20 protein-coding genes and 3 pseudogenes are annotated in these 25,919 nt (G+C 64.0%); 13 read left to right on the top strand and 10 right to left on the bottom strand.

What is annotated here, in order from left to right:
- Positions 1–3: 3 nt before the first annotated feature.
- The 3 genes from O3I_RS25035 to O3I_RS25025 are packed head-to-tail and all read right to left on the bottom strand — an operon-like array spanning position 4 to position 2,732.
- Positions 4–1,245, bottom strand: coding sequence for a PucR family transcriptional regulator (locus O3I_RS25035; RefSeq protein ID WP_014985783.1), 1,242 nt, complete (start codon positions 1,243–1,245; stop codon positions 4–6).
- 51 nt (positions 1,246–1,296) lie between these two features.
- Positions 1,297–1,620: a hypothetical protein gene (locus tag O3I_RS25030; RefSeq protein WP_014985782.1), complete on the bottom strand. Its 324-nt coding sequence runs from the start codon at positions 1,618–1,620 to the stop codon at positions 1,297–1,299.
- A complete protein-coding gene (locus O3I_RS25025) occupies positions 1,617–2,732 on the bottom strand; it encodes an esterase/lipase family protein (RefSeq protein ID WP_051067006.1) in 1,116 nt (371 codons plus the stop codon). The genes O3I_RS25030 and O3I_RS25025 overlap by 4 nt, the downstream gene beginning before the upstream one ends.
- Before the next feature lie 563 nt (positions 2,733–3,295).
- Between O3I_RS25025 and O3I_RS25020 the strand changes: the two genes are divergently transcribed.
- Positions 3,296–4,996: an aldehyde dehydrogenase family protein gene (locus O3I_RS25020; RefSeq protein ID WP_014985780.1), complete on the top strand. Its 1,701-nt coding sequence runs from the start codon at positions 3,296–3,298 to the stop codon at positions 4,994–4,996.
- A gap of 49 nt (positions 4,997–5,045) precedes the next feature.
- Here O3I_RS25020 and O3I_RS42955 read toward each other — a convergent pair whose 3' ends face one another.
- Positions 5,046–5,678, bottom strand: coding sequence for a TetR/AcrR family transcriptional regulator (locus tag O3I_RS42955; protein WP_014985779.1), 633 nt, complete (start codon positions 5,676–5,678; stop codon positions 5,046–5,048).
- 133 nt (positions 5,679–5,811) lie between these two features.
- Between O3I_RS42955 and O3I_RS25010 the strand changes: the two genes are divergently transcribed.
- Positions 5,812–7,965: a CocE/NonD family hydrolase gene (locus tag O3I_RS25010; protein ID WP_014985778.1), complete on the top strand. Its 2,154-nt coding sequence runs from the start codon at positions 5,812–5,814 to the stop codon at positions 7,963–7,965.
- Between the two features lie 40 nt (positions 7,966–8,005).
- Here O3I_RS25010 and O3I_RS25005 read toward each other — a convergent pair whose 3' ends face one another.
- Positions 8,006–9,148 (bottom strand): PucR family transcriptional regulator, encoded by a 1,143-nt coding sequence (locus tag O3I_RS25005; RefSeq protein ID WP_014985777.1) that lies wholly within the window; start codon positions 9,146–9,148, stop codon positions 8,006–8,008.
- A gap of 138 nt (positions 9,149–9,286) precedes the next feature.
- Here O3I_RS25005 and O3I_RS25000 point away from each other — a divergent pair, with 138 nt between their 5' ends.
- From O3I_RS25000 to O3I_RS46435, 6 genes and pseudogenes are all read left to right on the top strand, one after another.
- The gene (locus O3I_RS25000) at positions 9,287–10,825 is read left to right on the top strand and encodes a class I adenylate-forming enzyme family protein (protein ID WP_014985776.1); all 1,539 of its coding nucleotides are present in this window, start codon (positions 9,287–9,289) and stop codon (positions 10,823–10,825) included.
- A 416-nt stretch (positions 10,826–11,241) separates the two neighbouring features.
- Positions 11,242–13,251 (top strand): CocE/NonD family hydrolase, encoded by a 2,010-nt coding sequence (locus O3I_RS24995; RefSeq protein WP_014985775.1) that lies wholly within the window; start codon positions 11,242–11,244, stop codon positions 13,249–13,251.
- 653 nt (positions 13,252–13,904) lie between these two features.
- Positions 13,905–15,055: pseudogene (locus tag O3I_RS24985) on the top strand (IS3 family transposase).
- Positions 15,056–16,306: 1,251 nt separating this feature from the next.
- A complete protein-coding gene (locus tag O3I_RS45010) occupies positions 16,307–16,672 on the top strand; it encodes a hypothetical protein (protein WP_141692095.1) in 366 nt (121 codons plus the stop codon).
- A gap of 5 nt (positions 16,673–16,677) precedes the next feature.
- A complete protein-coding gene (locus O3I_RS24975; protein WP_141692094.1) occupies positions 16,678–17,619 on the top strand; it encodes a hypothetical protein in 942 nt (313 codons plus the stop codon).
- Between the two features lie 56 nt (positions 17,620–17,675).
- Positions 17,676–18,125, top strand: a complete 450-nt coding sequence (locus O3I_RS46435) for a hypothetical protein (protein ID WP_014985770.1) — start codon at positions 17,676–17,678, stop codon at positions 18,123–18,125.
- Positions 18,126–18,236: 111 nt separating this feature from the next.
- Here the strand turns inward: O3I_RS46435 and O3I_RS47075 are convergent.
- Positions 18,237–18,431 (bottom strand): annotated as a pseudogene (locus O3I_RS47075) (AraC family transcriptional regulator); the annotation flags it as partial.
- A 4-nt stretch (positions 18,432–18,435) separates the two neighbouring features.
- On the bottom strand, positions 18,436–18,855 hold the full coding sequence (locus O3I_RS46120) for a DJ-1/PfpI family protein (RefSeq protein WP_014985769.1): 420 nt from the start codon (positions 18,853–18,855) through the stop codon (positions 18,436–18,438).
- Between the two features lie 70 nt (positions 18,856–18,925).
- Between O3I_RS46120 and O3I_RS44550 the strand changes: the two are divergent.
- Positions 18,926–19,150: pseudogene (locus O3I_RS44550) on the top strand (ketol-acid reductoisomerase); the annotation flags it as partial.
- 374 nt (positions 19,151–19,524) lie between these two features.
- Here O3I_RS44550 and O3I_RS24955 read toward each other — a convergent pair.
- Together O3I_RS24955 and O3I_RS42945 are read right to left on the bottom strand one after the other, a co-directional pair.
- Positions 19,525–20,508 (bottom strand): hypothetical protein, encoded by a 984-nt coding sequence (locus tag O3I_RS24955; protein ID WP_014985767.1) that lies wholly within the window; start codon positions 20,506–20,508, stop codon positions 19,525–19,527.
- A gap of 692 nt (positions 20,509–21,200) precedes the next feature.
- Positions 21,201–22,061, bottom strand: a complete 861-nt coding sequence (locus tag O3I_RS42945) for a helix-turn-helix domain-containing protein (protein ID WP_141692093.1) — start codon at positions 22,059–22,061, stop codon at positions 21,201–21,203.
- A gap of 171 nt (positions 22,062–22,232) precedes the next feature.
- Between O3I_RS42945 and O3I_RS46115 the strand changes: the two genes are divergently transcribed.
- From O3I_RS46115 to O3I_RS24930, 3 genes are all read left to right on the top strand, one after another.
- On the top strand, positions 22,233–22,715 hold the full coding sequence (locus O3I_RS46115; RefSeq protein WP_014985764.1) for a nuclear transport factor 2 family protein: 483 nt from the start codon (positions 22,233–22,235) through the stop codon (positions 22,713–22,715).
- Positions 22,712–23,122 carry a nuclear transport factor 2 family protein gene (locus tag O3I_RS46110; protein WP_063632275.1) on the top strand — a complete coding sequence of 137 codons (411 nt, stop codon included), beginning with the start codon at positions 22,712–22,714 and terminating at the stop codon, positions 23,120–23,122. The genes O3I_RS46115 and O3I_RS46110 overlap by 4 nt, the downstream gene beginning before the upstream one ends.
- A gap of 76 nt (positions 23,123–23,198) precedes the next feature.
- Positions 23,199–23,813 carry an NAD(P)-dependent oxidoreductase gene (locus O3I_RS24930; RefSeq protein ID WP_014985762.1) on the top strand — a complete coding sequence of 205 codons (615 nt, stop codon included), beginning with the start codon at positions 23,199–23,201 and terminating at the stop codon, positions 23,811–23,813.
- Here O3I_RS24930 and O3I_RS46840 read toward each other — a convergent pair.
- A complete protein-coding gene (locus O3I_RS46840) occupies positions 23,803–23,937 on the bottom strand; it encodes a hypothetical protein (RefSeq protein WP_272944272.1) in 135 nt (44 codons plus the stop codon). The genes O3I_RS24930 and O3I_RS46840 overlap by 11 nt on opposite strands.
- On the opposite strand from O3I_RS46840, the gene O3I_RS42935 reads away from it, so the two are divergent.
- Positions 23,936–25,915 (top strand): LGFP repeat-containing protein, encoded by a 1,980-nt coding sequence (locus O3I_RS42935; protein ID WP_014985761.1) that lies wholly within the window; start codon positions 23,936–23,938, stop codon positions 25,913–25,915. The two genes, O3I_RS46840 and O3I_RS42935, sit on opposite strands and share 2 nt — an antisense overlap.
- Positions 25,916–25,919 lie beyond the last annotated feature (4 nt).

The raw sequence follows: 25,919 nt of genomic DNA, 5'->3' as shown, positions 1-25,919 counted from the left end.
TAATCAGTAATCATGTCGTTCTTGGGCCCGAGACGGGGAATCGGCGGCGACGCCGGACCGGTCGGCTCCGCTGAGCCGGGCGGCGGTCAGGGCGATGTAGAGTTCGGCGGCGGTTTTGGGATCCGAGCAGCGGCGGTCGGTCAAGCTTTCGATGCGGCGCAGCCGGTAGTGGATGGTGTTGCGGTGGTAGTGCAGGCGTCGAGCGACTTCGGAATTGGAGCCTGCGCATTCGAACCACATGGCGAGGGTGTCGAGCAGAACATCGCATTCCTCGGGTGGCAGAACCAGTACGGGTCCGAGGATTTCGTGCGCGAGTTCCTCCGCGGCGGATGGAGCGTGCGCGAGGACGAGCGGGATCGGTGAGTCGCCGTAGGCGGTGACCGTGGCAGTGCCTGCCGGTGCGCAACGTCCGGCCAGTTCGGCCTCACGCAGTGCTGTTCTCGCGTCGGTAGCGATCGAGAACGGCCGGCTCAGGCCGATCCGGCCGGTGGCATATTGCCGGAGGTGGATGAGTGCCTGCTGGTGTGCGCGTTCGGTAGCCATGCTGAGGATGCCGACATGAGCGCCGGCTTCGGTGATCCAGATCGACTCGACGTATTCGGCGCGAAGCCGGGCCTCGATGCCCGACAGTGGCGAGAGCGCTTGGGGTCCGGCCTCGGCGTGCACGACCAGGAAACGGCCCCGTGGTGGCAGGTGCAGGGCACGGGCAATATCGCGTTGCGTCGGATCGTGGGAATCGCCGTTGAGTAGGCGGCGCAACAGCTCGCGGCGTTCGGCATCGTCACGGCGGACTCGCTCGGTCAGGTAGTCGCCGTAGGCATCGGCCGCCGCTCCCGAATAGTCGTCGATGATCCGCCACATCTCGGATCCGAGCTGAGGCAATACGTCGATCGCCGTGCCGGTGGCCACCGCCAGCGCACGTTCCCACAGCAGCCGTCCGGCCAGCCGGTACGCGTGCAACATCGCGGGCAAAGGCACGCCGAGTTCAGCTTTGACCCGGCCCGCCTCAGTAGCGGGCTGCAGGCGAGCTCCGACGCCGCCGCAGAGCTGGCCGAGCACCGAGACGAGATTGTCGCGGACAACGAAACCCAGCTCGGCGTCGTTCAGCGCGGTCGATTCCGCGTAAGCGTAGTCCCCGGTCCGGATGCGGCCGACGAGTTCGACGGTGAGGTCATCGACCTCGGCGAGCAGTGTGCGCGCTACTGCGGCGGAATCATTCGCGGGTGGCTCCGTCAGCGTGGACATGGATGAATGGTAGGCATTCGCCGAGCATGGGAATTGTGTTGTGGCACACACTTACATCAGGGATCGGGTGTCGCTTCGACATAGCCCTGCGATGGGCAGCACGGTGCTCACAGGCGCCGACGGGGGATCCGGGTTTGCGGCAGCAACCGGCCCGGTGTGGGACACATCCCGTCCTGTCATCACCAGTCCACCGTCGACATGCAAGGCCAATCCGCCGATGCCCTTGCGGGATTCGACAACGGTCTTGCTCGCACCGGCCACGTATTCGAACGCTCCGCCGGAGGTGACGTTCGAGAAGAGAACGCTACCATCGGTTTTCACCACCGGCGCTTCCAGCAGGCCTTGCTGGCACAACAACCGAGCGAGGCCTGTCATAGCGTGCCACCGCCGCCGACGAGCCAGGGGTTGAAGGCACAGGTGAGTGTGGGGTGCGCATCAGGGTCCAATGCGTGCAGCGCGAGGGAGACAGAGCGTGGCGAGTACATCATCGTGAGGTGATCGGAAACGTCTTGTTCGCAACCGTCCTGGAGGGTGATGTTGTGGACGGTCGCGCCGGGGACCGGGGTGAGGAAGGTGATCGGATATGGGTTGGTCACCTCGTCGTAGCGGGTCGCGACGACGGTGTACTCGACGCCGGACACGGTGTCGCCGTTCGCGTTGAGCCGGTGCAGGAGTTCGGAATCGGCGATGAGTTCGACCGGGGCGTGTCCGAGCGGAAGTTCGACGAAGCCGAGCACGTCGATGCCGAGATTATTGATGGTGCGGCCGAGCGTCCCGATGCCGTTGAACGAGGTTCCGTGATAGGTGGCGCCGAAGGAGATCAGCTGGCGGACTTTCGCGGCTCCACCATCGAATTCGAGGTACCAGTTCGCCATCGGCCCACCTTGGGAGTGCGCGACGAGGTCGACTTCCTGTGCACCGGTGGCCGCCAGCACACGGTCGACGAAGACACTCAGTTGCTGGGCCGAGTTCTCGACATGGCCCACGCCTCCCACACCGGGTAGCAGCGACCCGAGCCCGCCACCGGCGAGTGGATTGGACCGGCCGTAGTTGAACGCGAAGGTGCAGAAGCCGGCGTCTTTGATCGGCTGGCTCATATACGCGAAGCTGCTGTACGCGTTGAGCCACGTGGCGTGGAGCAGGATCACTGGACGCGGATGCTCAGCGCTCGGCCGACAGTTCCAATCGTTGGCGCCGGGCGGGGCCGCATCAGGGTGGAAAATGCTGTACGCGGAGGCCGCCAACGCAGCGCTCATCACCGGCCCCGATCCGACCGTATCGCTGGAATACTCACCCGCCGTAGCCGAGCCGGCCGTGCATTGCCTGTCCGGCTCTGCGTGGGTCGAGACAACGCACAGGTTGGCCGAATCCATGTCCGCGGCTGGCTTGCGACCCGCCGCGATGTAGTTGGCCAGCGCCTGTTCCGTCGACACGTCGCTGGGTTCGGCGTGCCCTGCCACCGACCCGCAGAATATCGACACCGCCATGGCGATCAGCACAGCAAGTAGTCGGCGACGGACGGTGGTTCGACTACAAACTCGAGCACGGTTCTTCGATCGGGGCGCTTGCGCAGAATCGTTGGAGCCCGGCTTATTCGGCGCCGAAAGTATGCTCGAGAGGTACATCAGCTCACCTTAGAAATATCTGATCGATTGCCCTAGTGGCGTTGCGGACAACTATTCGTCCGCATTCGCCATTCATGGGCTTGTCCTTTGATCGATTAGGCCCTGCTGTCGGTTGGCGTGCTCGAGCCTCACCTCTTGTAAATTGTGCTGTAGCACACATTTTCGGCGGCGATCGGTAGGCCCCCGCACATGGTGATCCGAGGCACCCGGACAGCAATATCGACTGCGGCTAGTGACCGGGGTCATCGATCTGTCGAGCGGTCCGCTGGATCGGGTTTACGACAACGAACGTGGCACGCACACTTCGGCCTGCTGGCGGTGGGTCCAAACCGATCGCAGCATCCGCTGGATGACGCCTTGCCACGCGTCGCCGAAGAACCAGACCGCCTCCGCAACAGCAGCGCCGACCCGGAAGGAACCGAAGCGTGACTTCGACCGTGACAGCAACCATCAGCACCGTCCTCTCCGCGCTACGACGCGGTGAAGGTGAATGGGCGCGCACCGATCTGCCCGCCCGGCGCAGGCTGCTGGAGCAGATTCATTCCAACGCCGCACAGCACGCGCAGGAGTGGGTCGAGACCGCGGCTCGGATCAAGCAATTGAGTTCGGATTCGCCGCTGCTGGGTGAGGAGTGGGCGAGCGGGCCGTACTCGCTGCTGACCGGGGTTCACGCGCTGACGGAATCGCTGCTGGCGTTGGAGAAGGGGCGCAGCCCCGTCGATGGATACCCGATGCGTTCGGCCCCCGGCGGCCGGACGGCGGTCGAGGTGTTTCCGCACGGCGGATTCGATGCTTTGCTGCTCAACGGTTTTCGGGCTGAAGTCTGGTCGCGGCCCGGCGTCGACGCGGACACCGTGCGTGCTCGTGCGGGGCTGGGGCAGCGCACACCGGCCAGCACCGGCGGTATCGGTGTCGTGCTGGGGGCGGGCAATATTTTCTCGATCGCCCCCCTGGATGCGCTGTACCAGCTCGTCGCGGACAACCGGGTGGTGGCGCTCAAGCTCAACCCGATCACTGATCCGCTGCTGCCGGTCTTGGAGAAGATCTTCGCTCCGGCGATCGAGCGCGGATTCGTGCGCCTGCTCACCGGCGGGGCCGAGGTCGGCGCGGCCCTGGTGCACCACCCTGCGGTGACCGCGGTGCATATGACCGGAAGCGCGGCGACCCACGACGCCATCGTGTTCGGTACCGGGGCCGAGGCCGCGCGCAACAAAGCTGCGGGCACGCCCAGGCTCACCAAACCGATCACCAGCGAACTCGGCGGCGTGTCTCCTACCATCGTGGTGCCGGGGCGATGGTCTACCGCGGATCTGCGCTTCCAGGCCGAGCACCTGGCAACCCAGCGCCTGCACAACAACGGCTACAACTGTGTCGCCGCGCAGGTGGCGGTGATTTCCGCGGACTGGCCGCTCAAGCAGCGTTTCCTCGCCGAACTCCGCGCAGCCATCGCCCGCGCACCGCAGCGGCCCGGCTACTACCCCGGCTCGTCGGACCGGGTCGAGGCCGCGCGCCGCAGCTACCCGCAGGCGCAAGTGATCGGCGCACGCACACTGATCGAAGGCCTGGCACCGAGCCGGCACGAACCGGCTCTGCACACCGAATACTTCGCCCCGGTGCTCGGGGTGCTCGAATTGCCCGGCGGCGATCCCGCTGATTTCCTGGCACGGGCGGTGCGGGTATGCAACGAGGAGTTCGAGGGCACGCTCGGCGCCAACCTCATCGCCCACCCCGCCACCATCAAGGAGCTGGGTGATCGATTCGACGTCGCGGTGACCGAATTACGTTATGGCACAATCGCTGTCAACGCCTGGACCGGCCTAGGTTACCTCACCGCCCGCGCGTCGTGGGGCGCCTTCCCCGGGCACACGCTGGCCGATATCCAAAGCGGTATCGGCGTCGTGCACAACGGCTTGCTGATCGCCGAACCGGAACGAACCGTGGTCCGTGGACCGTTTCGTCCGGCACCTCGGTCGCTGCTGCACGGCGAATTCAGCCTGTCGCCGAAACCACCGTGGTTCGTCACCAACCGCACCGGCGCCACGACCCTGCAGCGGCTGACCGAGTTCGCGAAAAAACCCCGCGCCGCCGCGCTCCCGCCGATCTTCGCCTCCGCGCTACGCGGCTGAAACCTGAAGTGAGCCTCGAGGACCCGGCGGCGACGCCGGATCCTCGGGTTCACCGGCGATTGAGGTCGGCGGCGTAGGTGAGCAGCATATCGAGGGTGACTTCGACGATTCTGTCGTTGAGGTCGGGACGTGGGTATGCGACGCGGGTGAGTGCTTCACCGGAGAACAGGTGCAGCGCGATGAATGCCAGGGGTTCTCTGATGTGTGGGGGGTATTGGTTGAGTGCGGCGGTTTGTTCGACGTGGGTGATGATCTCGCTGTAGTAGCCGTCGACCGCGGGCGCGATCCGAGTACGCAGGTCTGGGTCGTGCAGGGTGGTGATGTAGATCTGGCGCAGCGCGTGGGTCAGGGGCAGGCCCATCGACTCGCGCAGGAACCCCACCATCGCCTCGATCGAGTTCATGCCGTGGGCCGGATGTTCGAGTGCCTGGTGGAATTGACGGAGCAGACGGTTGAGGATTTCCTCGGCCGCGGCGGCGAGTAGTTGTTCTCGTCCGTCGAATTGCTTGAACATCGCGCCACTGGTCAAACCCGCGCGCTGGCAGATTTCACGGACCGAGGCGCGGGCGATCCCGACCTCGCAGATCGCCTCGATCGTGGCATCGATCAGCTTGGCGACCGTGGCTTCGCGTTGTTCTCGCCTGCTCGGCCGCGGCCCGGAATCGTTGATCGTCGTACCCATTCCGCAATCCTGCCGTGTCGTGTCCGCTAACTGGTAGTTGACTTGTGATGCGGACCACTCTACCGTTCGGATAACGGTCGCTATCCCAAAGAGGCCATTCGGGCTGACTAGCGGCTCTTGCAAGGAGTAGTCGATGTTCTCCAGGGTTCTGGGCCGCAGTGAGGCGGCTCGACTCCGGCGTCGGGGGCTGCGCCGGGTGCGGTGGGCGGCTGCGCTGGTTATCGTCACGCTGTTCGCGGGGTGCGTGACGGTCTCGGGTGTGTCCGCACAACCTGATCTCGGTCAACCGGCGGAGGCGGGGTTTCCGGACAAACCGGCGGTCTTCGGGGTGGGTCAGCAACTCGATGTCGCGGTCACGATGCGCGATGGCACCGTGCTCAAGGCCAACATCTACTACCCGACGCTGCCGGGCACGAATATCGCTGCGCCAGGACCGTTTCCGGTGTTGCTGAATCAGTCCCCGTACGGGAAATGGATCCCGACCCACTGGCTCGACGGGCTGGCAACGAACGTATTCGGGTTGCGGCAAGACTATTTCGTGCAACGAGGCTACATCGAAGTCGTGGCCGATGTCCGCGGCACCGGCGGCTCCGAGGGCGCATTGAAGTTCTGGGAACCCGTCCAAGCCCTCGACGGTGTCGATTTGGTCAATTGGGCAGCGCGGCTACCGAATTCCACCGGCGTCGTCGGCACCTACGGGCCCTCCTATCTGGGGATAAACCAGATCTTCACCGCCGCCGAAGCCGGGCGGGACTCCCCGCTGAAAGCGATCGCGCCGATGGTCCCCTCCAGCGACATGATGCGAGACGTGGCCCTCTCCGGCGGAGTGCCCCGCATGCTGGACGTGCTGGGATTCTTCATCGCGGTACCAGGCATGGCGGTGGTGAACCCGATTCTGGACGCGGCATGGAACCAGCTCAACACCGGCCACAGCGTCGACGTACCGACAGTGATCAGACAGGTCCGCGAACACCTCCAGCAGGCACTGGGCTACATCCCCGACAAGTTCGAGCAATTCATCAACGGCGAAGCCGGACCGCTCAATTACGACGGCGACTGGTGGGACACCATGAAACCCGGTGAGCACCTGGGCCAGATCGTGGACAACGAGATTCCGGCGCTGCTGATCGGCGGCTGGAACGACCCCTTCCAGCGCGGCACCCCGCGGCTCTACAGCGGCCTGCAGAATGCCTGGGCGGGCAAACCCATCGACGCCCCCATGAGCGCCGATCAGCCGGTGACCGGCCGCTACCAGCTCATCGAAGGCTCTGGCTATCACGCCAACTCCGTGGAAAGCCTCGACATCCGCCGCATCACCCTGGCCTGGTTCGATCGCTGGCTCAAAGACGAACACAATGGCATCGACGACACCTCCACCCCAGTACACGCCAACATCTACGGCACCGACCAGTGGATCGAGAACTCCAGCTACCCCTTCGCCGGAGCCGAGCCCACCCGCTATTACCTCACCGGCGACCACAGCAGCTCGCAGGCACCCAGCACCAACAACGGCAGCCTGAGCACCACGGCCCCCGACAAAGTCGGCAGCGACCGAATCCGGTACAACCCGTTGAACTTCGGCTGCGGACGCAACTTCCATCAATGGACCCTCGGCGCGCTGCCGATCCTCGGAGACAAACTCGGCGGTGCCGGGTTCACCGAAGCCATGGACCGGTGCTTGAGCGATGACCGCGTCATCCAATCCGGTGACAACGTCGTCACCTACACCACCGACCCCATGAGCGAGGACCATCTGCTGGCCGGGCCGATGACCGCGACCATCAAAGCCCGAGCCACCACCATCGACACCACCTTCATCGTCAACGTCGAAGACGTCGCACCCGACGGCGCCTCCAAACCCTTGACCCAAGGCGCACTCGCCGGCCGCCAGCGAGCGATGAACCCAGAACGGACCTGGAAAGCCCCCAACGGCGCGGTCGTGCTGCCTTACCGCGACATGACCGCCGCCAGCGACACCCCCGTCACCCCACGCGAACTCACCGAATACGTCATCGAGGTCTTCCCGACCCTGGCACCCATCCCGGCCGGTCATCGCGTCCGCCTCACCGTCGGCACCGCCGACTTCCCCTCGAGAGTGCCCAACCTCAAGCAATACAACGAATTACAGGGCGGCATCTACGACATCCAGTACGGCGGGCCCGACGGCTCCTACGCCGACCTGCCCCTGGTCCCCGCCAACAGCCTCGGCGGCCCGTGCCGCCAACACTGCCAGCAAACGCCGGAAAGCACCGTCTGGTCCTGGCTACGCGGACTGCTCCCGCACTGACCCGAGGTCGACACCACCGAACCCGCCGGGTTGTATGAAATTACAAACTGGCGGTTCGGAGGTGGTGGCGGCGTAGCGCCCACCACAGCTCCAGGGCGGTGCCGGGTTTACGCAGATCGAAACCGGTGAGGATTTGGTAGCGGTCGAGGCGGTAGCGGACGGTGTTGGGGTGGACCATCAGCTCTCGTGCTGTGGTCTCGATGTGCAGGCCGGTCTCGAGATAGGTGTGCAGGGTGTGGCGGTACAGCTCAGGGCTGTCGGTGCCACCCAGCGGATCCAGATAGCGACGCACGAGGTGGTCACCGACCTCGGTGTCGGCCAGGACCGCGGGCAGCAGACCGAGCTCGGGCACGCTGTGGGCGCCGGGCAAGGCGAACGCGGCGGCGGTGTTGAGCGCGCGCGTGGCCTGGACGAACCCCGTCGGGAGTTGGTCGATCGGCGTGGCCGGACCGTATCCGGTGGGCACAGGCAGGACCTCTGGAAGTTGATCGGCGAACCCGGCCAGGTCACCGTCGATGCTCGTCACGAACCCGATCCGCCCGCCGCAGTTGAACAGTTGCGGCAGGTCGGCCAGCCTGTGTTCGGCGGTAGGGCGGGCACGGAACGGGATGACCGCGCGTTCGAGGTCGAGGCTGTATTGCTGGGCGCGCAAGCCGATTTCGGCGCGGGCCAGGGTGCCGGTGAGCGCGGCGCGGGCGAAGTCGGCGCGGGCTTGGTGATCGCGGCCCGCGTTGGCGAGTTCGACCTCGCGGTGACCGCTGGTGAGCTCGAGTATTGCCACGTCGACGATGTCGAGCAGCTGTCTGGTGAGTGCGAGTTGCACGTTTCCGGAGACCTGGTGGGACCGTCCGATCTCGGCTACCTCGTCAAGGACCACCCGCACTGCCATCCGCCAGCCTCCGAGCATCTCGGCGAGTTCGATGCCCTGACCGGCCCGGGTGACCCCGTATTCGTAGAAGGCGCGCAACTGGTCGCTGGACGGGGCGCGCTCCTCGACCATATCTACCAGCATGAACTCGATCATCTGGCCCGTCAGCGGTCGCACCATAGCCGGGCCGAGTCGTGCATAAGCCGGGATCTCGGCGCGCGCCGTGTCGACGATGCGGTCGATCAGTTGCGGCCCCCGCGCAGCGAGCTCGGCGACCAGGCGACGCTTCGCTGTCGTTGCTCTGGCACCTGACATCCAGTCAGTTTAAGACGAGCCGTTTGTAATTCTCTACAGGTAGACGGTCTAAAACTCCGGAACCCGCCCCATGGTGACGTATGTCATGTATGCGCGATGCTCGAAGACGTTCCAGTCGAAGAAAGGACCCGGACACCGATGGATGTGACCACGCTCATGCGCCAGGCCGCCGAGCTCAACGCCGACCGCACCGCGATCATCACCGAACAGGGCGCGCTGACATTCGCGCAGGCCTGGACACGCGCGGTACGACTGGCCAATGCCTTGCGCGCGCTGGGTGTTCGGCCAGGGGACCGGGTCGCCGGGTTGGAGGACAACAACCTGGGCTGTGTGGACACCGTGCTCGGTTGCGCGATCGCCGGCGCGGTGCGAGTGCCGCTGTATCCGCGCAATTCGCCCGAGGCGCACGCGCACATGATCGCCAGCACCGAGGCCAAGGTCTTGCTGACCGACGAGGTCTTCACCGACTCGGTGCAAGGCTTGCCCGCGCAGCTCGACTGCCTGGAGCGGATCATCGTGCGCGACAACACCTATGAACAGTGGCTGACCGAACAAGATGACACCGACCCGTATGTGCCGATCGATCCGGACAGTTGGTACATCATCCGGTTCTCCGGCGGCACCACCGGCAAGCCGAAAGGAGTGGCCTACACCCACCACGACTGGGTGCTGAACTGCCGCAACTGGGCCTACGGCGCCGAGCGGATGCACCGCGCGAGCGTCATCGGCCACGCCGGACCCATCTCGCACGCCTCCGGATACCTGTTTCTACCCGGCTGGCTGGCCGGTGCGACCAACCTCATGTTCGGGGTGTTCGAACCGGGCAAGGTGCTCGCGATGATGACCGAGCACCGAGTCAGCCACATCTTCGCCTCACCCAGCCTGCTGGCCGTGCTGGCACGTCACCCCGCCGCGGCCGAGCAGGGCTGGCCGCACCTGCGGACCATCGTTGTCGGCGGCGCGCCCATCACCGACGCCACCGCCCTGCTCGGCCGAAAAGTATTCGGCGACACCCTTTGCCAAGGCTTCGGGCAGACAGAAGCGGTCCCCATCTCGTTCATGGCCTCCGAGGAATGGTTCGCCGAGATCGAGGGTTCGGAACCGATGCGCTCCGCGGGCCGAGTAGCGCCGTATGCCCAGGTGCAAATCCGGGACGAGGACGGCAATGTCGTGCCGATCGGTGAACCAGGCGAAATCGTCGCGAAAGTGGAAGGCCAAATGCGCAGCTACTGGCGCGACGAGGAACTGACCAAAACCCGACTCGTCGACGGCTGGGTACGAACCAAGGACATCGGCCGACTCGACCGCAACGGGTTCCTCTACGTCCTGGACCGCGTCGAGGACATGATCGTCTCCGGCGGCTTCAACATCTGGCCCGCCGAACTGGAAACCGTCCTCGCCGACCACCCCGCCGTGCTCGAAGCCGCCGTCTTCGGCATACCCGACCAACGCTGGGGCGAGACCCCGATGGCCGTGGTCACCGTCACCGACCCGACCGCAGTCACCGCCGACGAACTCATCGAACTGTGCCGAGAACGACTCGGCTCCTACAAAAAGCCCAGCCGCGTCGAGTTCACCACCGAACCACTACCCAAGAGCGTGGTCGGCAAATTACTACGCAAACAACTACGCGAACCACACTGGGCCGGTCACACCAGCCGGGTCTCTGGCGCTTGAGCTGTCTTATCGACCGGGCCACCGTTCGCATTGTCACACGGCGGCGAAAGCACATCAGCTGTGCCGAAGGCGCTGGAGACCAGTGCGTGATCACCTATGTTCGCGATCCCCGAACGGTCATGAATGATCCGGCACCGCATTCGAACCCTCAGCTGTAAGCGAACACGTTCTTGTATAGTACTTCATTTTCGAATACCACAAATGCCCGTGTAGCCAATTTATTGACGGAAATAGCCACTCCTACGCGTGACCTGCGCGATCGGGGTATGTGAGAATTCTCCAATGTTGTTTTCTGTGCGCTGCGATGATTCACTTTCTCATATTGGAGTGTTGTAGCGCACACGTGTGCTTTAAAGGGAAGGAGGAAGTCGATGAAGACTGCTCCACGATGGTCGGCATTGCTTGTCGTTGCGGCTATGTCAGGGATAGCGGCGCCGATCGCGGACGCGGCACCCGAGGCGGTGTTCACCGACCCCACCGGAGGCGGTGCTGCCGCGCAGTGGACAGCGGCGCAGGACGGACCGCAGCCTTACGACGGAATGAGCACGGATCTGTCTGTTCCGATCACGATGTCGGACGGCAAGGTGTTGAAAGCCGATATCTACCATCCGGTTAGGGGCGGGGTACGCACGACGGAACCCACGCCGGTGGTGCTGCAGATCCAGGGCTACAACCGCCAAGCCATCACGGCGCTCGGCGCTTTGCTGCAGCTCCCCGGCGTCGAGCAGGTGTTGTTGCCGTGGGTGGCGTCGCTGAATTTTCCCGGTAGCGGCTTGGAGGGCATCACCGATTTCACTCGCCAGTTGAACAGCGGGGCGTTGCAGGTCGCCTCCCAAGATCAGGAGAACCTCACCAAAGGTGGCTACACAGTCGTGCAGGTGGATATCCGTGGTACCGGTAGTTCCGAAGGCCAGTGGCAGGTCTACGGAGCCCAAGAGCTGCAAGACGCCAACGACATCGTCGGCTGGGTCAACGAACAGCCGTGGAGTAACGGCTCGATCGGACTGAACGGGACCTCCCTTACCGGGATCGAGGCCTTCAAAGCCGCCACCACCGGCAATCCGGCCATCAAAGCGATATTCGGGTTCGAGCCCAGCGCGGACCCTTTCAATGATATCGGTGCCACAGGAGGTGGAGTCGGTGCGGTGTTTTTACCGGCCTGGCTGGCGGTGGTCAATGCATTGAAGTTCGCTCCCGATATCGAGTCGATCATCGGCGGGCGGTTCGATCCGGCACAACAACTGACCTGGCTCCGGGACCGATTGGCCGATCCGGCCGTCTTACTCGACGTGGTCGCCAATCTCTTCACCGCGACCACTACCGGGCAGTACACCCCCGCGACCCGCGAGTTCCTGGACCCGAATTCTCCATTCCGGCAAGGGATGCTGATCGATCCCACCAAGATCTCCGCGCCGACCTTCTTCGTCAGCGCGAACGCCGACGCGTTCGGCTCCAGCGCGCTGGACACCTACAACCGCCTGCCGATGCCACTGACGCACAAGAAGACGATCTTCGGCGACGGCTTACATACCGGTTCCGGCGTAATCGATTTCGGCGAACCCGGGATGCCGCCACGCGTCGACGTGCTGCAGCGGGCCTGGTTCGACAAGTGGCTCAAGGGCATAGACAACGGCATCGACCGCTACAGCCCGATCACGGTAAAGCAGGTCGACGGACCATGGGTGACCAGGACGTCGTTCCCCACCGACGGGGTCACCTACCGACGGGCCTACCTGAACGCCACACCCAGCGGCACCGCCCCCACCGCGCACGGCGACGGAAGCCTCAGCGCCGACCCGCCCACGACGCAGTCGCAGCACACGGTGGCGCCCGGGCTGGCCTCGATCTGCTCACGGGACACCGCCCAAACCACGCTGGGCGTCACCAGTGTGATCGTGGCCTGCAGCCAGGATTCCCGAATCCGCGAGTCCGAAGGACTGACGTTCACCGGTGCACCGGTCACCGAACCGACCGTCATATCCGGACCGATCGCGGTGCATCTCAACACGATTCACGACACACGCGACGGCTACTGGACGGTGACGGTCAACGACGTCTCCCCCGACGGCTGGTCCCGCCAGCTCTCGACCGGACAACTAGTGAGCTCGCTGCGGCAAATCGACGATGCCCGCAGCAGCCGGTCCCCGAATGGTGACTACAGCAGGCCGATGCCCTACATCGACCTCGATCGCCGCCAACCGACCGTGCCTGGCGAACCGACCGTCATGGACATCGCTACGACGCCCATCGACACCACTCTGCAACCGGGACACCGACTGCGTGTGGACGTGTTCGCCGGAAACTTCCCGAAAGGACTGCCCCCCACCGCGATGCTGCTCGACAGCCAACTTGCCCCCCAACACCTCGTACTCGACCCTGCCGCCCCCAGCTGGGTGAATCTGCCCAGCTCCCAACCAGTGAGCTGACCGAACAGGGCAGCTGCGGTCGACGCCAAGGCGTCATAAAAGGGTGTGGGCGCGGCCGACAGAAGGGGAGTCTCTCGTGCGGTGAGGTGGGCGTTTCAATGGTCGAGACCGTGTTCGTTTACACCGGCGGTCGAGTCCGTTGGCGCAGTCCAGCGGATCTCTATGAATCCAGTTGCCGCGGCGGCTTTTTCGTAGACTTCCCAAGGACCACCAGTGGGCGGTGACGTCGAACCGGTCGCCATTGGGCACGGAGGCGGTGAGAGTGCCCTTCGCGCTTTCACGCTGGTCGGGTTGAGCGAGAGGCAAACCCGCAGAGTCCGAAACCCTACTGATGAGATATGGCGCCACCTCTTGATCGGGGGCGGCGCCATCCTCACTCCTGTGCATCAATTGCTCTGCCACTCGTCCGATTTCTCTACGATCTGGCAGGAGTCGATCTCGCCGGGGTGCGATGGTCGGACGCGACCACGCAGTGGCCCGAGAAATGGATCGAGGAGATCAGGCGAGACTCCGTGTACCTCGGCGACGGTGTCTACGAAATCAGTTACGGCACAAGTGAACCGCCCCGGGATGTCCGGAGTGATGTACCCCGGATTTTCCGGAGTCGGTTTGGTTGACTTCTGGGTCACGACATCGTCGAAGGAGATGTGTTCGTGGCCAGGCGTTATCCCGAGGAGTTCCGCCGCAAGGTGCTCGACCTGGTCGCTGCCGGTCGACCGATCGCACAGGTTGCCGCCGATCTAGGTGTGAGCGGCCAGACGATCTATACCTGGCGCCGCCAGGACGAGATCGACAGCGGGCGAGCGCCGGGGATGAACCGTGCCGAGCAGGCCGAGTTGTCTGCGGCGAAGCGGCGAGTCCGGGAGCTCGAGCAAGAAGTCGCGATCCTCAAACGCGCCCGTGAGCTGCTGCGGGAGGAGCCCGACCCAAAAGGCGATACGCGGCCATAGCCACCATGGCCGCCGAAGGGCTGCCGGTGCAGCCGGCTTGCCGTTTGCTCGGGGTCGCCGAATCCCGGTACTACGAATGGAAGAACCGCTCACCGTCGCAACGGGAGCTGCGGCATGCGTTCCTGCTCGAGCAGATTCGCGCCATCCACGCCGCCTCTCGCGGCGCCTACGGGGCGATGCGAGTGCACGCCGAACTCACCCTGGGCCGCGGTATCGCGGTCGGCCACGGTCAGATCGAGCTGCTGATGGCCCGTGCCGGGATCAAGGGCCTGCCCGGCAATCGGCGTCCGCGCCCGAAACAGCAGACCCCGACCGCCGGGGACCTCATCGGCCGCAACTTCGCCCAGACCGAGCCGAATCGCTTGTGGGTCACCGATATAACCGAACACCACACTCGTGAGGGGAAGGTGTTCTGCGCGGTCGTGCTCGACGTCTTCTCCCGCCGGGTAGTGGGCTGGTCGATCGACTCGACCCAGACCGCGACACTGGTCACCAACGCTCTCGGGATGGCGATCGCCAACCGGTCACCGCAGCCGGGCACCATCATTCATTCCGACCACGGGGTGCAATTCACCTCGTGGGCCTTCACCGAACGCGCCCGCCGGTCCGGGCTGGTGCCGTCAATGGGGTCGATCGGTGACTGCTACGACAACGCCGTCATCGAATCCTTCTGGGGCAGAATGCAAACCGAGCTGTTGGACCGAAAGCGGTGGAGGACTCGGATCGAGCTGGCCAACGCGATCTTCGAATACCTCGAGATCTTCCACAACCGGCAACGCCGACATTCCGCCCTTGGCATGCGTACCCCGATCGAATACGAGAGGATGCATCCGTCCATCCAACCCGTGGCCTAGAGTCCAGTCGCCCAACTCCGCGAAAACCGGGGTACATCAAAGTCTCCGGACTCACCGGGGCGATTCACCGCGCACCGGACGACGAGAATTCGAGGGGTGACGACGGATACCTGTGCCTGGTCGCCCTCGCGCAGATCAGCACACGCTACCCCCAGTCGAATCGTCGATTGCGGACCGCCGCGCCGGGGCTCGATCGCCGAATCAGAGACCACAGGCCGGGTCGGCCGCCCGCGGAAATCCGTCGCTGCGGAAGCAGGACTCGCACCGCAGCGGGTCCGGGCCCGTCCAGACTTGGGGCGGTTACCGCTGCGTTTGTCGGCCGCCTTCAAGATGATACGGAGCAGGGCGCGAGCGGCGTCGGCGGTGAGTGTCGGTCGTTGTGCCGGTACAACCACCTCAGGTTCTGTTGGTTTCGGCATCGCGGTTTCGGGTGATCGGGGTGTGTCCGATGAATGCTCCGAAGTGCCGGGGCGTTTGGTATCCGCCGCGAGATCACGTACCGATCGGGTGTAGCGAGACCTGTATATCTCCAGTTCAGGAAGTCTCAACGATATCCGTCGAACCGGAAACCTGTGTGCGGTATGACGATTCGGGTTCTCGAAAGACCGACTTGTCGGAATCTCAGCGTGTTCTCAGTTGACCCGGACATGAACCCCCACGGAGCTGCACCTGGGGTTATGTCCTGTATGCATAGAAGGGCGTCACCCTCTCTTGCTGCGTTCCTGCAGGTAGAGAGAGTGACGTCGGGTTACTTACTGTGTCCGGAGGGGGACACACGCGCTAACACACAAATCGACCTCTGCGAGGGATCCGGTTCCCGCGGATGAGCGCTGGCTGTTCCCCGGCCGGCGGTCTGCGCAACCGATGCACCCCGAGACCCGGGGCGGCCGCTGAAAGGCGCTTGGCGTCCTCAACATCGCAGGCTGGACATCGGCCATCCACCAGCACGTCCAGTGGACGATCGCCCTGTCGTCGCCGACAGCCCGACTCGATCGGGACGTGCATCCGCTCTATGTGCACAACATGTTTGCTGAGTAGAGCTTTTCCGGCTCGATTCACGATAGCGCACTCGCGCAACCTCGGTCCTGCCGAACGTTGAAGCATAGGCGCGCGTGCATGGCAACCATCGTTCGAAATCAGGTCTTCCGGAGTACTTCGCCCAGGAGTATCATTAGAATTCGATCCGTAGCGCCACGCTGCGGTATCGGGTCAGCGGGGATTCATCAAAAGAGGTTCGGACAAGAACTGAGGGTGGGGAAATTGGTTAAGCGAGGCGAACCGTTCGGCGTCGACCTGTACAAGCTCGACAAAGTCGCGAATGAATATTTTCCGGCAATTGCACAAGATTGCGGTAAAGCGATCCGCCACTGTGACAGCGTGGAGGGCGAGGTGGAGCATGCAATGCAGCGCTCATCATACTTCGGTGGGGAATCCCTGGGGCCGGTGTATCGAGGCTATATGCATTTACATTTCGCCATTGTGGGATTCTTGAGGGAAACCAAGACCAACTTGGATGATACAAGTGTTGCACTGAACAAGGCCGTACGATATTTCGCGGAGACGGATCGAGCAGCCGCCAACGAGATGAATCGGCGCAAGCTCAACGAACAGAAGTAGTGAAGATGAGTGATGCTTTCGAGAAACTCATGGAAACCGCAAAGAAAATCCGAGCAATGGCGGCAAACGAATCATACCAGAGGGACTGCCGGTCCGGAGGCGAAGTACCGCCCCCTGACCGTTATGACTATTATTACGAGCAAGTTTACTCAGATATCGAGCCCGCGCTCGAACCGTACCTTAGGATGCCTAATCCTACAGCATACGATGCGTTGATCCAGCGTATAAAAGACGCTATGGAATTGCTGAATACTCGAGAGGCTGCCTTCGAGACCGCACTCACCCGAGGAGTGCATACCACGTCCGACAGCCTTGACCGCCTGTCGACCGCTGGAGGCTTTCTGAGCGAATGGACCGGCGAGGCTGCGATTGCATTCAAAGCTAACTATATCGACGGTTTCAAAACCAAAGTGGGATACGACTTCACAGCGCTGTCGACGATGAAAGGCGCCTTCGAGGCGCACAAGGCAATGTGGGAAGCTGCACGAAAGGATATCGTCACGATAGCACATAACACCATGGTTACGCTCCAGCATTATAGCGAGCCAAGCAAAAACGACGCGAAGTTCTACTACGCGGTACTGTCCGCAATCGGCACGGTAAGTGCAGCGGTTATCACCGTTCTTACTGGTGGTGCTACAGCGCCGATCGTAGGTATCGGGGCCGCCGCGTCCATAGGCGCGGCTAGCGAAAGTTCGAGTTCAAGCACGAGTACGGAAGCAACTGTGGGTGGGTCTTCGCCCGAAGCTATCATCCGCTCGATGCTGAAGGAGATCGATAATCTCCGTCACCACATTCAGACTGTCGAGGCAGATGCCGCTAAAAAGCTGGGGCTCCTGGAAGATGGGGTGTACAAGAATAAAGACAAGCTTGTCCCCGCTCGCCCGAGGCTGGCCGATATGAGCGACAGAGACCTGTACGGCAGAAGCGGTATGGGCAGGACATAGGACGGTAGTGGATCTTGTCGGATCTAGCCACACAGTTGGATTACATTCGAGTACACGTGCGTTCACCCGAATTGGCGATCGAAGCAGAGTTACGTCAGCGTACGAACATCAGCGTTTCGTTCGGGGAAGGAGCGTACGATTTCGCCGACGAATGGGCAATGGAGCGAGCGCTGGTCAGTGTCGTGGAGTCACTGTGGGCCGGATGGCAGCGCGAGTACCGCAAAGTAATCGAAGACACAGACTTGGTCATCGACGCCGAAGACTTGACGGACAAGCGATTTTTCGCCGATCGCGATACCGTCGAGGCTATCGGCCAGTCCGACGACGAACGGATCACAGTTGCCACTGTCGGCATGAGAAAATATTCGGTCCACATCGTACCCGGCACGATGCGAGAGTTGACTGCGAGTGAATTCAGCGTCGGCGTGGGCGACGCGACGAGTAGACTGATCCAGGATTTCCGGCACAAGGTCGCAGAAGTCAAGGATCGACACTACAACTACTGACGTCCCCACATTCCAGCAGTAGCACGACCACCATCGCTGCAGTTCCATGGTGGAGGTCGTAGCTGTGGCAGCCGGGTTCGGCTCGTGACCGTTGTGCCATCGGGCGGAGTAGTTCGAGACGGGTAGGTCTGTGGTTTCGAGCAGTTGCTGTGCGTGGGTGAGCCGTTCACGCGAGAGCCACTGCTGCAGGGTCATCGAGGTGGTGGCTTTGAATCGGCGGATCAGGGTGCGATGGCTCAGTCCGGCGTGGCGCGCCAGGTCCGCCACGGCGAGGTCCTCAGCGAGGTGTTCGCGCGCCCATCGCAGTAGTTCAGGCTCCGAAGGCCGCGCGTCCCGGTGTGCCCGCCGCCGGCACGAATTGGGCTTGGCCTCCGGCGCGGTGGGGCGGCACGACCATGCGTCGCGCGACTTCTGCCGCGACCGCGGCGCCGTGGTCGCGGCGGATCAGTTCCAGGCGCAAGTCGATTCCGGCGGCGGTCCCCGCGGAGGTCCAGATGTTGCCGTCCTGGTGGTAGAGCACATCGGGCGCGACCCGGACGCGAGGGTATCGGGTGGCGAGCGCGGTGGCGTGCATCCAGTGTGTGGTGGTGCGCTCGTCGAGGAGTCCTGCCCCGGCCAGGACGAACGCCCCGGAGCAGATCGAGGCGATTCGGAGTCCGCGCCGGTCGGCCTCGCACAGGACGGCGAGCAGTACCGCGGGTGCGCCGACACCGTCGAGGGGTCGGCGCACCCGGTCACGATGATGGTGTCCAGGGCGAGTCGCACTTCGGCGTGGAGATCGCGGAGTTCGCGCACGCGAGGGCCCGCGGGTCATCGACGCCGACACCAAGAAGCGGATGCAGGACATCCTCGAGGACATCCAGGACGGCACCTTCGTCAAGCGCCTCGTCGCCAACGTCGAGGGTGGCAACAAGGAGCTCGAGGGGCTGCGCAAGCAGAACGCCGAGCACCCGATCGAGGTCACCGGTGCCAAGCTGCGCGGGCTGATGAGCTGGGGCGACCGCCCGATCACCGAAACCGCCTGAGACCCGAAATGATCAGGCAGCTCTACCCTCAACCCATCGAACAGGCACCATCACGACGAGACAACGGGTCATTCGTGTGAATCCTCGTCCGTCCGTGAGGCAGATGTACAAACCGCGACTACCGTCCTCGGCGGGTCGCTCGAAGCCTGCTTTCAGATCTTCGATTGGCCGCCGAGCGCGCATAGGGCGTCATCATCGAAATGGATCCGCACAACGTTCGGTGCCCACCGAAGCCATGGACTTGTCCAGCCGGAGTCGAAGGGCGTCCACCGCGACGGTGTTCGGCATCAGTGGGCTGCCCGCGGTGTGCGCCGGGTATCCGGGTCTGGCCCGGCGCGAGGAAGCATCCGTGCGACGGGCTGCGCCGGAAAGGATTACACCCAGGGTGCCACCGGATACCACGGGATGATGTCGCGCATGGCGAGCAGGCGCACGTCCCAGTAGAGGAAGGTGAAGACGCCGACGGTGAGTAGGGCGGTGGCACTGAGGATGCTGACGCGGCGTGGGTCGGCTTGGAACCAGCGTTGCAGGCGTCCACCGACGAGGACGGTCAGGACGAGCAGGACAGCGAGGATGATGATGTTGCCGAGGGACTGCAGGACGAAGGCGCTCGCGGCATAGAGGATGTTGCCTTCTTCGGCGGCGTCGCGAAATAGCTTGCGGAACAATGGGAACGGGCGTCCTATCAGGAATGCGCCGATGAGGCCGCCGAAGACGACCAATGGTGCGTTCGGGAAGCGGGCGGCAATGCGGGCGAACGGGTCGCGCACCAGGCCGAGGACGGCGAGCCCGAGATAGGTCATGATCACCCCGATTACGCCGAATACCACCATGGACTGGATCAGCCGCGGCGACAGCTCGCCGGGCCGGCTCGGCGCGGTGTCGAATTGCGGCATGCCGGTCCCGAAAATGCCGACCACGACACCGTAGGCGGCGGACACGACGACCATGCCGACGGCCAGCCACAGCAGCGGCCGCAGCACCGCCTGCACGCGCATCCACCAGCTGCCCGCGCTGCCGGCCAGCGGCGCCACCGCGCCGAAGACGGCGATATTGCACGCGGTGAACGTGCCGGCCAGCCCGGAGACGAACGCGAACACGATACCTGCGCCGATGCTGGTGATCGCGGCTTCCTTGGCGTCGTGGCCGAGTAACCCGTCGGCCACCGTGCCACCGATCGTGGTGTCCACGAACGGCGCCGACCACACTACGGTGAGCAGGAACCCGGCGAGCGCACCGAGCAGCAGGACCAGGCCACGCCGCCGCGGAATATGGCCATTGACGAACACGCTGGTGGCCGCGGATCGGCTGCGTGTGGGGGAATCTATTGCGGTGGAGGGGGATTCGAGCTGTGCCATCGAGATCTCCTATCGCCATTCGCCGGTCAGTGAAACGCCGACGTTCCTCATTGTCTGATATCCATGGGCGACAATTCTGCTGAATGGCAAGATGATCATCTACACCGCGGTCCGCGGCGAGCTATGCGTACGTAATCCACAGTTCCTCCAGCGCAGCGACTTTCGTCCGTTCGCCGTGGTCCGCCCTTCCGAAAGCGTGATGGAACGCGCACGATTGGCCGACTCTCCTGCCGCGCCGGAGTGGCGGTGAAGGGGGTTGGAGATCGCTTTCCCGGTAGGTAGTGTCACATGAAACGCTCTCTCCCGCATAAGGTTTGCGCTTTCACCTCACCTCGGTGCAACTACCGCCGAATCGCCGATATGGCTAGGGCCGGTCTCGTAGCGGTGCAGGCAGGCGTGCCTTCGCTAGTGTGGCGGCCAATCCATAATTCGAGTGGTGGTCAGACTACGGGAACGGGGGAGTGTTCGAGCAGCGTGCGGTCACCGTCGAAGCCATGGGTCAGCGCGGCCGCGGCGTCCTCGTGCGGGGTTCCGAGGTGTACGGCGCTGACCTCGTGCAAACGTTGGTAGTGCTGGTGTTGGTCAAGCTGGCGGGCCGCACGGGATCTGATCGAATTGGGTGGCGGATCACTTGCAGACCCGGCTCCTGGACAGTCGACTTGATAGAAGGTGTCACCGCGTAATGTGGCGAGCTAATGGTCATCGAGTTGCTGGTGGCCGGAGTGCGCGCTGCGAGCGTCCAGCAGAAATTCGGTCAATGAAGTGGCGTCGGCTGAGCCCGGGGCTGCCGTGAACACCACCGCCGTCAGGTCGCCGTCGGGAATGTGGATGGTGTCGCAGTCCAGTGCGATCTGCCTCAGATCGTCGTGCCGGAGCAGCATCCGGCTGTCGTGTTGCCCAGGGGTGGGCGTGCTCGCCCAGAGCTCGGCGAACACGGGGCTGGCGCGTTGGAGGTCAGCGGTCAAAGACGCCAGGTCTTCGTCCGCAGGGTAGCGGGTCGAGGCCGCTTGCAGTTCGGCCACCAGCAGCCGCTGGAAGCGGGCGGCGTCCTCTGGCGACCGCGTCACCCTGTTGTCCTGGCGGCCAACGAACACCCGCCAGGGGATGTTGCCCTCGCGTCGGTGGAGCGAGGGCACCCCGCAGGCCAGCGTTTCCCAAGCCCGGTTCCAGCCGACGACCGTCCAAGTGGCGTCGAGCACGCACACCGGCGTGCTCTCTATCCGGTCTACGAGCCGGCGCGCGCCATTACTGAGCTGCCGCGGCACCCGCCCTTGCGCCGGCGCGTAACCGGCCAGCGCGCATAGGTGTTCGTAGTCGGCCCGGCTCATCCGGAGTGCTCGAGCCAAGGCGTTCAACACGGCCGGCGAGGGATGCCGACGACCCTGCTCCATGCGTTTCAAGTGGTCCGTCGACACGCCGGCCAGTTCGGCGAGCTCTTCTCGGCGCAGGCCGCCAGTGCGCCTGCGGCCGTGACCGACCACACCTACTTGTTCTGGTCGGGTGCGTTCACGTTGCTCCCGCAACATCGTTCCCAACATGCGCACGTCCGACACGACCGAAGAGTATCAACGGCATCCGCCAGGAGGGGACATCCTGGCCCACGCTATGGCGGCCGAAATCCGGAAGAGTCACCACCAGGCGGCGGAGACAGTGCCCGCGAAGCTGTGTGGGCACGCACTCCGCCGCCGATGATCTACCGATCGTGTTCTCGATGAAGGAATTTCATGACTGATGTCAACTATCTCGCCGACCGGGTCGCCGTCACCGAGGCGGTGGCCCGTTTCGCTTGGACACAGGATCTCGGGGAATGGGACGGTCTGCGTGCGATCCTCGCCGACACCGTCACGATGGACGTTTCCGAGCACTTGGGCGAGCCGTCGCAAGATTTGAGTGCCGATGATTTCGTGGTCGCCAGCCGGGCGGTGCTGGAAGGATTCCAGAGTACTCATCATTCGACCTCCAACGTCATCGTCGAACTAGACGGCGACAACGCTACCTACCGGAGTTTCGTGGTGGCCTATCACCACGTTCCCGCCGACGAGGTCGACTGGCTCGTCATGCACGGTTTCTGGCACATCGACCTGCAGCGGATCGATAGTGAATGGCGGTTGAGGCGCATTCGTGTCGTGCGGAGAGTCCCTCTCGCGGGCAACCCCGAGCTTTACGCGATCGCCGCGGGTGCCGCAGACAAGGCGGGCGTGAAATGAGTGCGTCGACCGACGCAGTGCGCGCCGTTCCCTTTCGAATGGCCGCGGCGATGTCCGATCGTGACGTCGAAAAGCTGGTGCTCAATTACATCGATGACTTCGAGTGCGTGGTGCCGGTGCACCCCGAGCGTTCCTTCCGCGGTGTCGACCGGGTTCGCGCGAATTACACGATGATCTTCGCCCGGTATTCGAACGGTTTTGATGCCAGGGTCGTCGACTCCGTGGTGGACGGTGACCGGGTGTGGACGGAGTGGGAGATGATCGGCACGCGGGCCGACGGGGTGGTCGAGACCATTCGCGGCACAGTCATCATCGGGGTCGAGGACGGCCGCGCCGCAGCGGTCCGCTTCTACCTCGATCCGGTCGATACCCCGGATGCATCGGCACAGGTGAACATCCTCGACTGAAATCCGGCTCGGCAGATCACGCCGGACGCAGGCGCACCTTCACAGTGCGCCTGCTCGACACCCAGGAGTACATTTCATGTACCTCACCGTTCTCGCCGCGTCCGGCCCGACCGGGCTCTCCCTCACCCGGCAGGCGCTCGAACGTGGCCACATCGTCAGGGCGATCGCCCGCAATCCGGACCGGATCACCGTTCCGGACGCCCCGGGGCTGACCAAGATCGTCGCGGACGTGTTCCACACTGACGAGATCGCCTCGGCGCTCGACGGCAGTGAGCTGGTGCTGTCCGGACTGGGTGTGCCCAAGGGGACGAAGCCGGGCGTGCTGACCGCGGGCGCCCGGTCGGCGGTGGCATCGGGCGCCCGCGTCATCTGGCTGGGCGCTTACGGCACGGGCCCCTCGGCCGCGGTGGCAAGCGCGCTCAACCGGCTGGTCCTCAAAGGACTCGGAGCGGAGGTCGCCGACAAGGTCGAGTCGGACGCCCTGGTCACCGAAGCCGGCGGAACGGTTTTCCACGCCGGACCCCTGACGAACAAACCGATCAGCCCGGAACGGCGCACCGTCGGGCTCGATGCCTCCCCCAAGAGCATCTTCCGCATCATGGTGAGCCGGGACACCGTTGCCGCCGCGATGCTCGACGAAGCGGAGAACCCGCGGTTCCCCGGCCGGATTGCTGTGCCACTCACGCGCTGATCTCGAGTAGGTGCGCATCGGGAACCGCGGTGTAGACGTGCCCGGCCCGTGCCGCGACGGGTGGGCGGATCGAGCAGGAGTATCTGGCGCGGGGCGGGCCTTCGGCGCTGGGCAATCCCACCATGCCCGAATCCGATGCCGCGCGGGGCGGCCGGTATCAGATGTTCGCCAACAGTGCCTCGATCTACTGGCATCCCCAGGTCGCGGGCGGATGGGCCAAACTCGTGCAAGGAGCCATCCGCAACAAGTGGGGTCAATTCGGTTGGGAGAACGGAGCTTTGCGTTATCCGGTGGAAAGTGAATTCGCCGGGAAGGACGGAGGCCGCGGCAGTCACTTCGAAGGCGGGTCGATCTACTGGAAGTCGAGCACCGGCGCGCATCCCGTATGGGGCGCTATCCGTGACCAGTGGGCTAACCAGAACTGGGAGAACGGCCCGATGGGTTATCCGATCAGCGACGAGTACAACATCGCCGGCGGCGCCGAGCAGATATTCGAAGGCGGAGTCCTGCAATGGAATGTGGGCGCCGAACCCGACGACGATCCCAACGGCACCGATCCGATCATCGGTGCCGATGACCCATACAACAAGTTCGCCGGCCGCTACATCGAACGGCACCCAGACAGTGGCGACAAGTGCTCGACACCGGATACCGCCGGCAGGTACGTGTGCATGGGTTTCGGGAAGAACATCACTCCCGGCCCTGATCCCAGCGCGACCGACAGTCGGTCCGCACCGAACGAAGCACCGGCACCCACCGCAGTACCGCCCACACCCAGCCCTGCCCCGTCACCATCGACTACCCCGGCACCCTCCTCGTCATCGCCTGTGACCACCGCTCCGAGTGCGCCGACCTCGGCCACGACCTCCTCGCCCTCTACGGCACGGACATCGCCGGCGCCTGAGACCACGACCAACGGTCCGGCACCAGCAAGCGCGGCGCCGCAGTTTCGTCCCTTCCCGGTTCGACAAGTCCCACCCAACGAGCCGATCGAGCCGCCCGATCCCGCGCGTGACCTCGCCGCCGAAGCGGCGTTTTTCACCGGGGCTCAAGGCCAAGCAGGCAACTGGTGTGTCAACGCAGACCTGGCCCTAGCGGTCGGCAAACGCTTCTACGGATGTGCCACCGACAGGTACCGTCTGACCTACTACCAGCGATACGAGGGCAAGACCTACAAGGTCGGCTGGGAGAAAGGATTCGCCTACAGCGAGACCAAAACCTCGGTGAGTAGCCAAGACACCACCGAACGCATCAAGTTCAACCGGAAAGCCGCCAACGGTACGGCGGGCGCGGCAACGGTGAGCCTGGACCTCACGGTGGAGGGCACCGCGAGCCGTACCGGGACGGTCACACCGTCGGGCCGGCAGACGAAAGCTCTCGCTCCGAAGCCGGAGTTCAGTTTCACCACCACCACGCGTCTGGCAGGGGGCAGCGGCAAGTGGGAATGGGACACACTGATGGGCAAGGTCATCTTCGCCGACCCCATCGTTCCCCTGGGCCTGAGCAACCCACTGACGCACGAGTTCCGATTCGCTCGGACCCGCTGCGACAGTTACTCCTACATCGGTTCCGCGCCCGGGTGCGTGCTCGCGCCGGGAAGCGGGAGCAACAATCGCCCGGTGCTCGACCTGACCACCACCAAACGGTGGGCGCCTCAGCTCTACGACCATGTTCTCAACGCGCAGAATTCGCTGCTGCCCGGCAGCCCGGTCGGGATCGGGACCTCGGCTCCGATGCGTGCGTTGCAGCGGATCCCCTACAAGAGCACCAAGCACCGAATGAACCGTGCCACCGCATGCCCGAACGGTCGCGCCGGATACAACCGGCCGGACGCTGACTGGGAATGCGATGGGTACCCGTTCGCGGTCACCGCGCAGGGCGCGTCGAGCTTTCCGGACCTGGGAAGGACTTTCGACTGGTGCTCGATCACGGCACTTCCGACCGGAATATTCAACCCCAACGGGTTCAGCGCCTGCTTCATCCTCAAGACGCAGAACGGAGATGGCGGCAGGCTACTACCGTCGTTTCACCGTGAGAACCGGATCTTGTTCGAAAGCGATGATGATTCTGACGGATACTTCGTGCAGGCGTATCACGGCTGATAGA

It is taken from the genome of Nocardia brasiliensis ATCC 700358 (assembly GCF_000250675.2).
In the GTDB taxonomy this organism is placed as follows: Bacteria; Actinomycetota; Actinomycetes; order Mycobacteriales; family Mycobacteriaceae; genus Nocardia; species Nocardia brasiliensis_B.
This window is presented reverse-complemented; position numbering and strand designations above follow the sequence as displayed.

Excerpts from the sequence above, each read along its gene's own strand:
- O3I_RS24930 (WP_014985762.1), top strand. The coding sequence starts at position 23,199 with ATGTACCTCACCGTTCTCGCCGCGTCCGGCCCGACCGGGCTCTCCCTC.
- O3I_RS25030 (WP_014985782.1), bottom strand. The coding sequence starts at position 1,620 with ATGACAGGCCTCGCTCGGTTGTTGTGCCAGCAAGGCCTGCTGGAAGCG.
- O3I_RS24955 (WP_014985767.1), bottom strand. The coding sequence starts at position 20,508 with ATGGCACAGCTCGAATCCCCCTCCACCGCAATAGATTCCCCCACACGC.
- O3I_RS42955 (WP_014985779.1), bottom strand. The coding sequence starts at position 5,678 with ATGGGTACGACGATCAACGATTCCGGGCCGCGGCCGAGCAGGCGAGAA.
- O3I_RS25025 (WP_051067006.1), bottom strand. The coding sequence starts at position 2,732 with ATGGCGGTGTCGATATTCTGCGGGTCGGTGGCAGGGCACGCCGAACCC.
- O3I_RS25005 (WP_014985777.1), bottom strand. The coding sequence starts at position 9,148 with ATGTCAGGTGCCAGAGCAACGACAGCGAAGCGTCGCCTGGTCGCCGAG.
- O3I_RS25035 (WP_014985783.1), bottom strand. The coding sequence starts at position 1,245 with ATGTCCACGCTGACGGAGCCACCCGCGAATGATTCCGCCGCAGTAGCG.
- O3I_RS46115 (WP_014985764.1), top strand. The coding sequence starts at position 22,233 with ATGACTGATGTCAACTATCTCGCCGACCGGGTCGCCGTCACCGAGGCG.
- O3I_RS25010 (WP_014985778.1), top strand. The coding sequence starts at position 5,812 with ATGTTCTCCAGGGTTCTGGGCCGCAGTGAGGCGGCTCGACTCCGGCGT.
- O3I_RS24975 (WP_141692094.1), top strand. The coding sequence starts at position 16,678 with ATGAGTGATGCTTTCGAGAAACTCATGGAAACCGCAAAGAAAATCCGA.
- O3I_RS25000 (WP_014985776.1), top strand. The coding sequence starts at position 9,287 with ATGGATGTGACCACGCTCATGCGCCAGGCCGCCGAGCTCAACGCCGAC.
- O3I_RS46840 (WP_272944272.1), bottom strand. The coding sequence starts at position 23,937 with ATGGTGGGATTGCCCAGCGCCGAAGGCCCGCCCCGCGCCAGATACTCC.
- O3I_RS46110 (WP_063632275.1), top strand. The coding sequence starts at position 22,712 with ATGAGTGCGTCGACCGACGCAGTGCGCGCCGTTCCCTTTCGAATGGCC.
- O3I_RS24995 (WP_014985775.1), top strand. The coding sequence starts at position 11,242 with ATGTCAGGGATAGCGGCGCCGATCGCGGACGCGGCACCCGAGGCGGTG.
- O3I_RS42935 (WP_014985761.1), top strand. The coding sequence starts at position 23,936 with ATGCCCGAATCCGATGCCGCGCGGGGCGGCCGGTATCAGATGTTCGCC.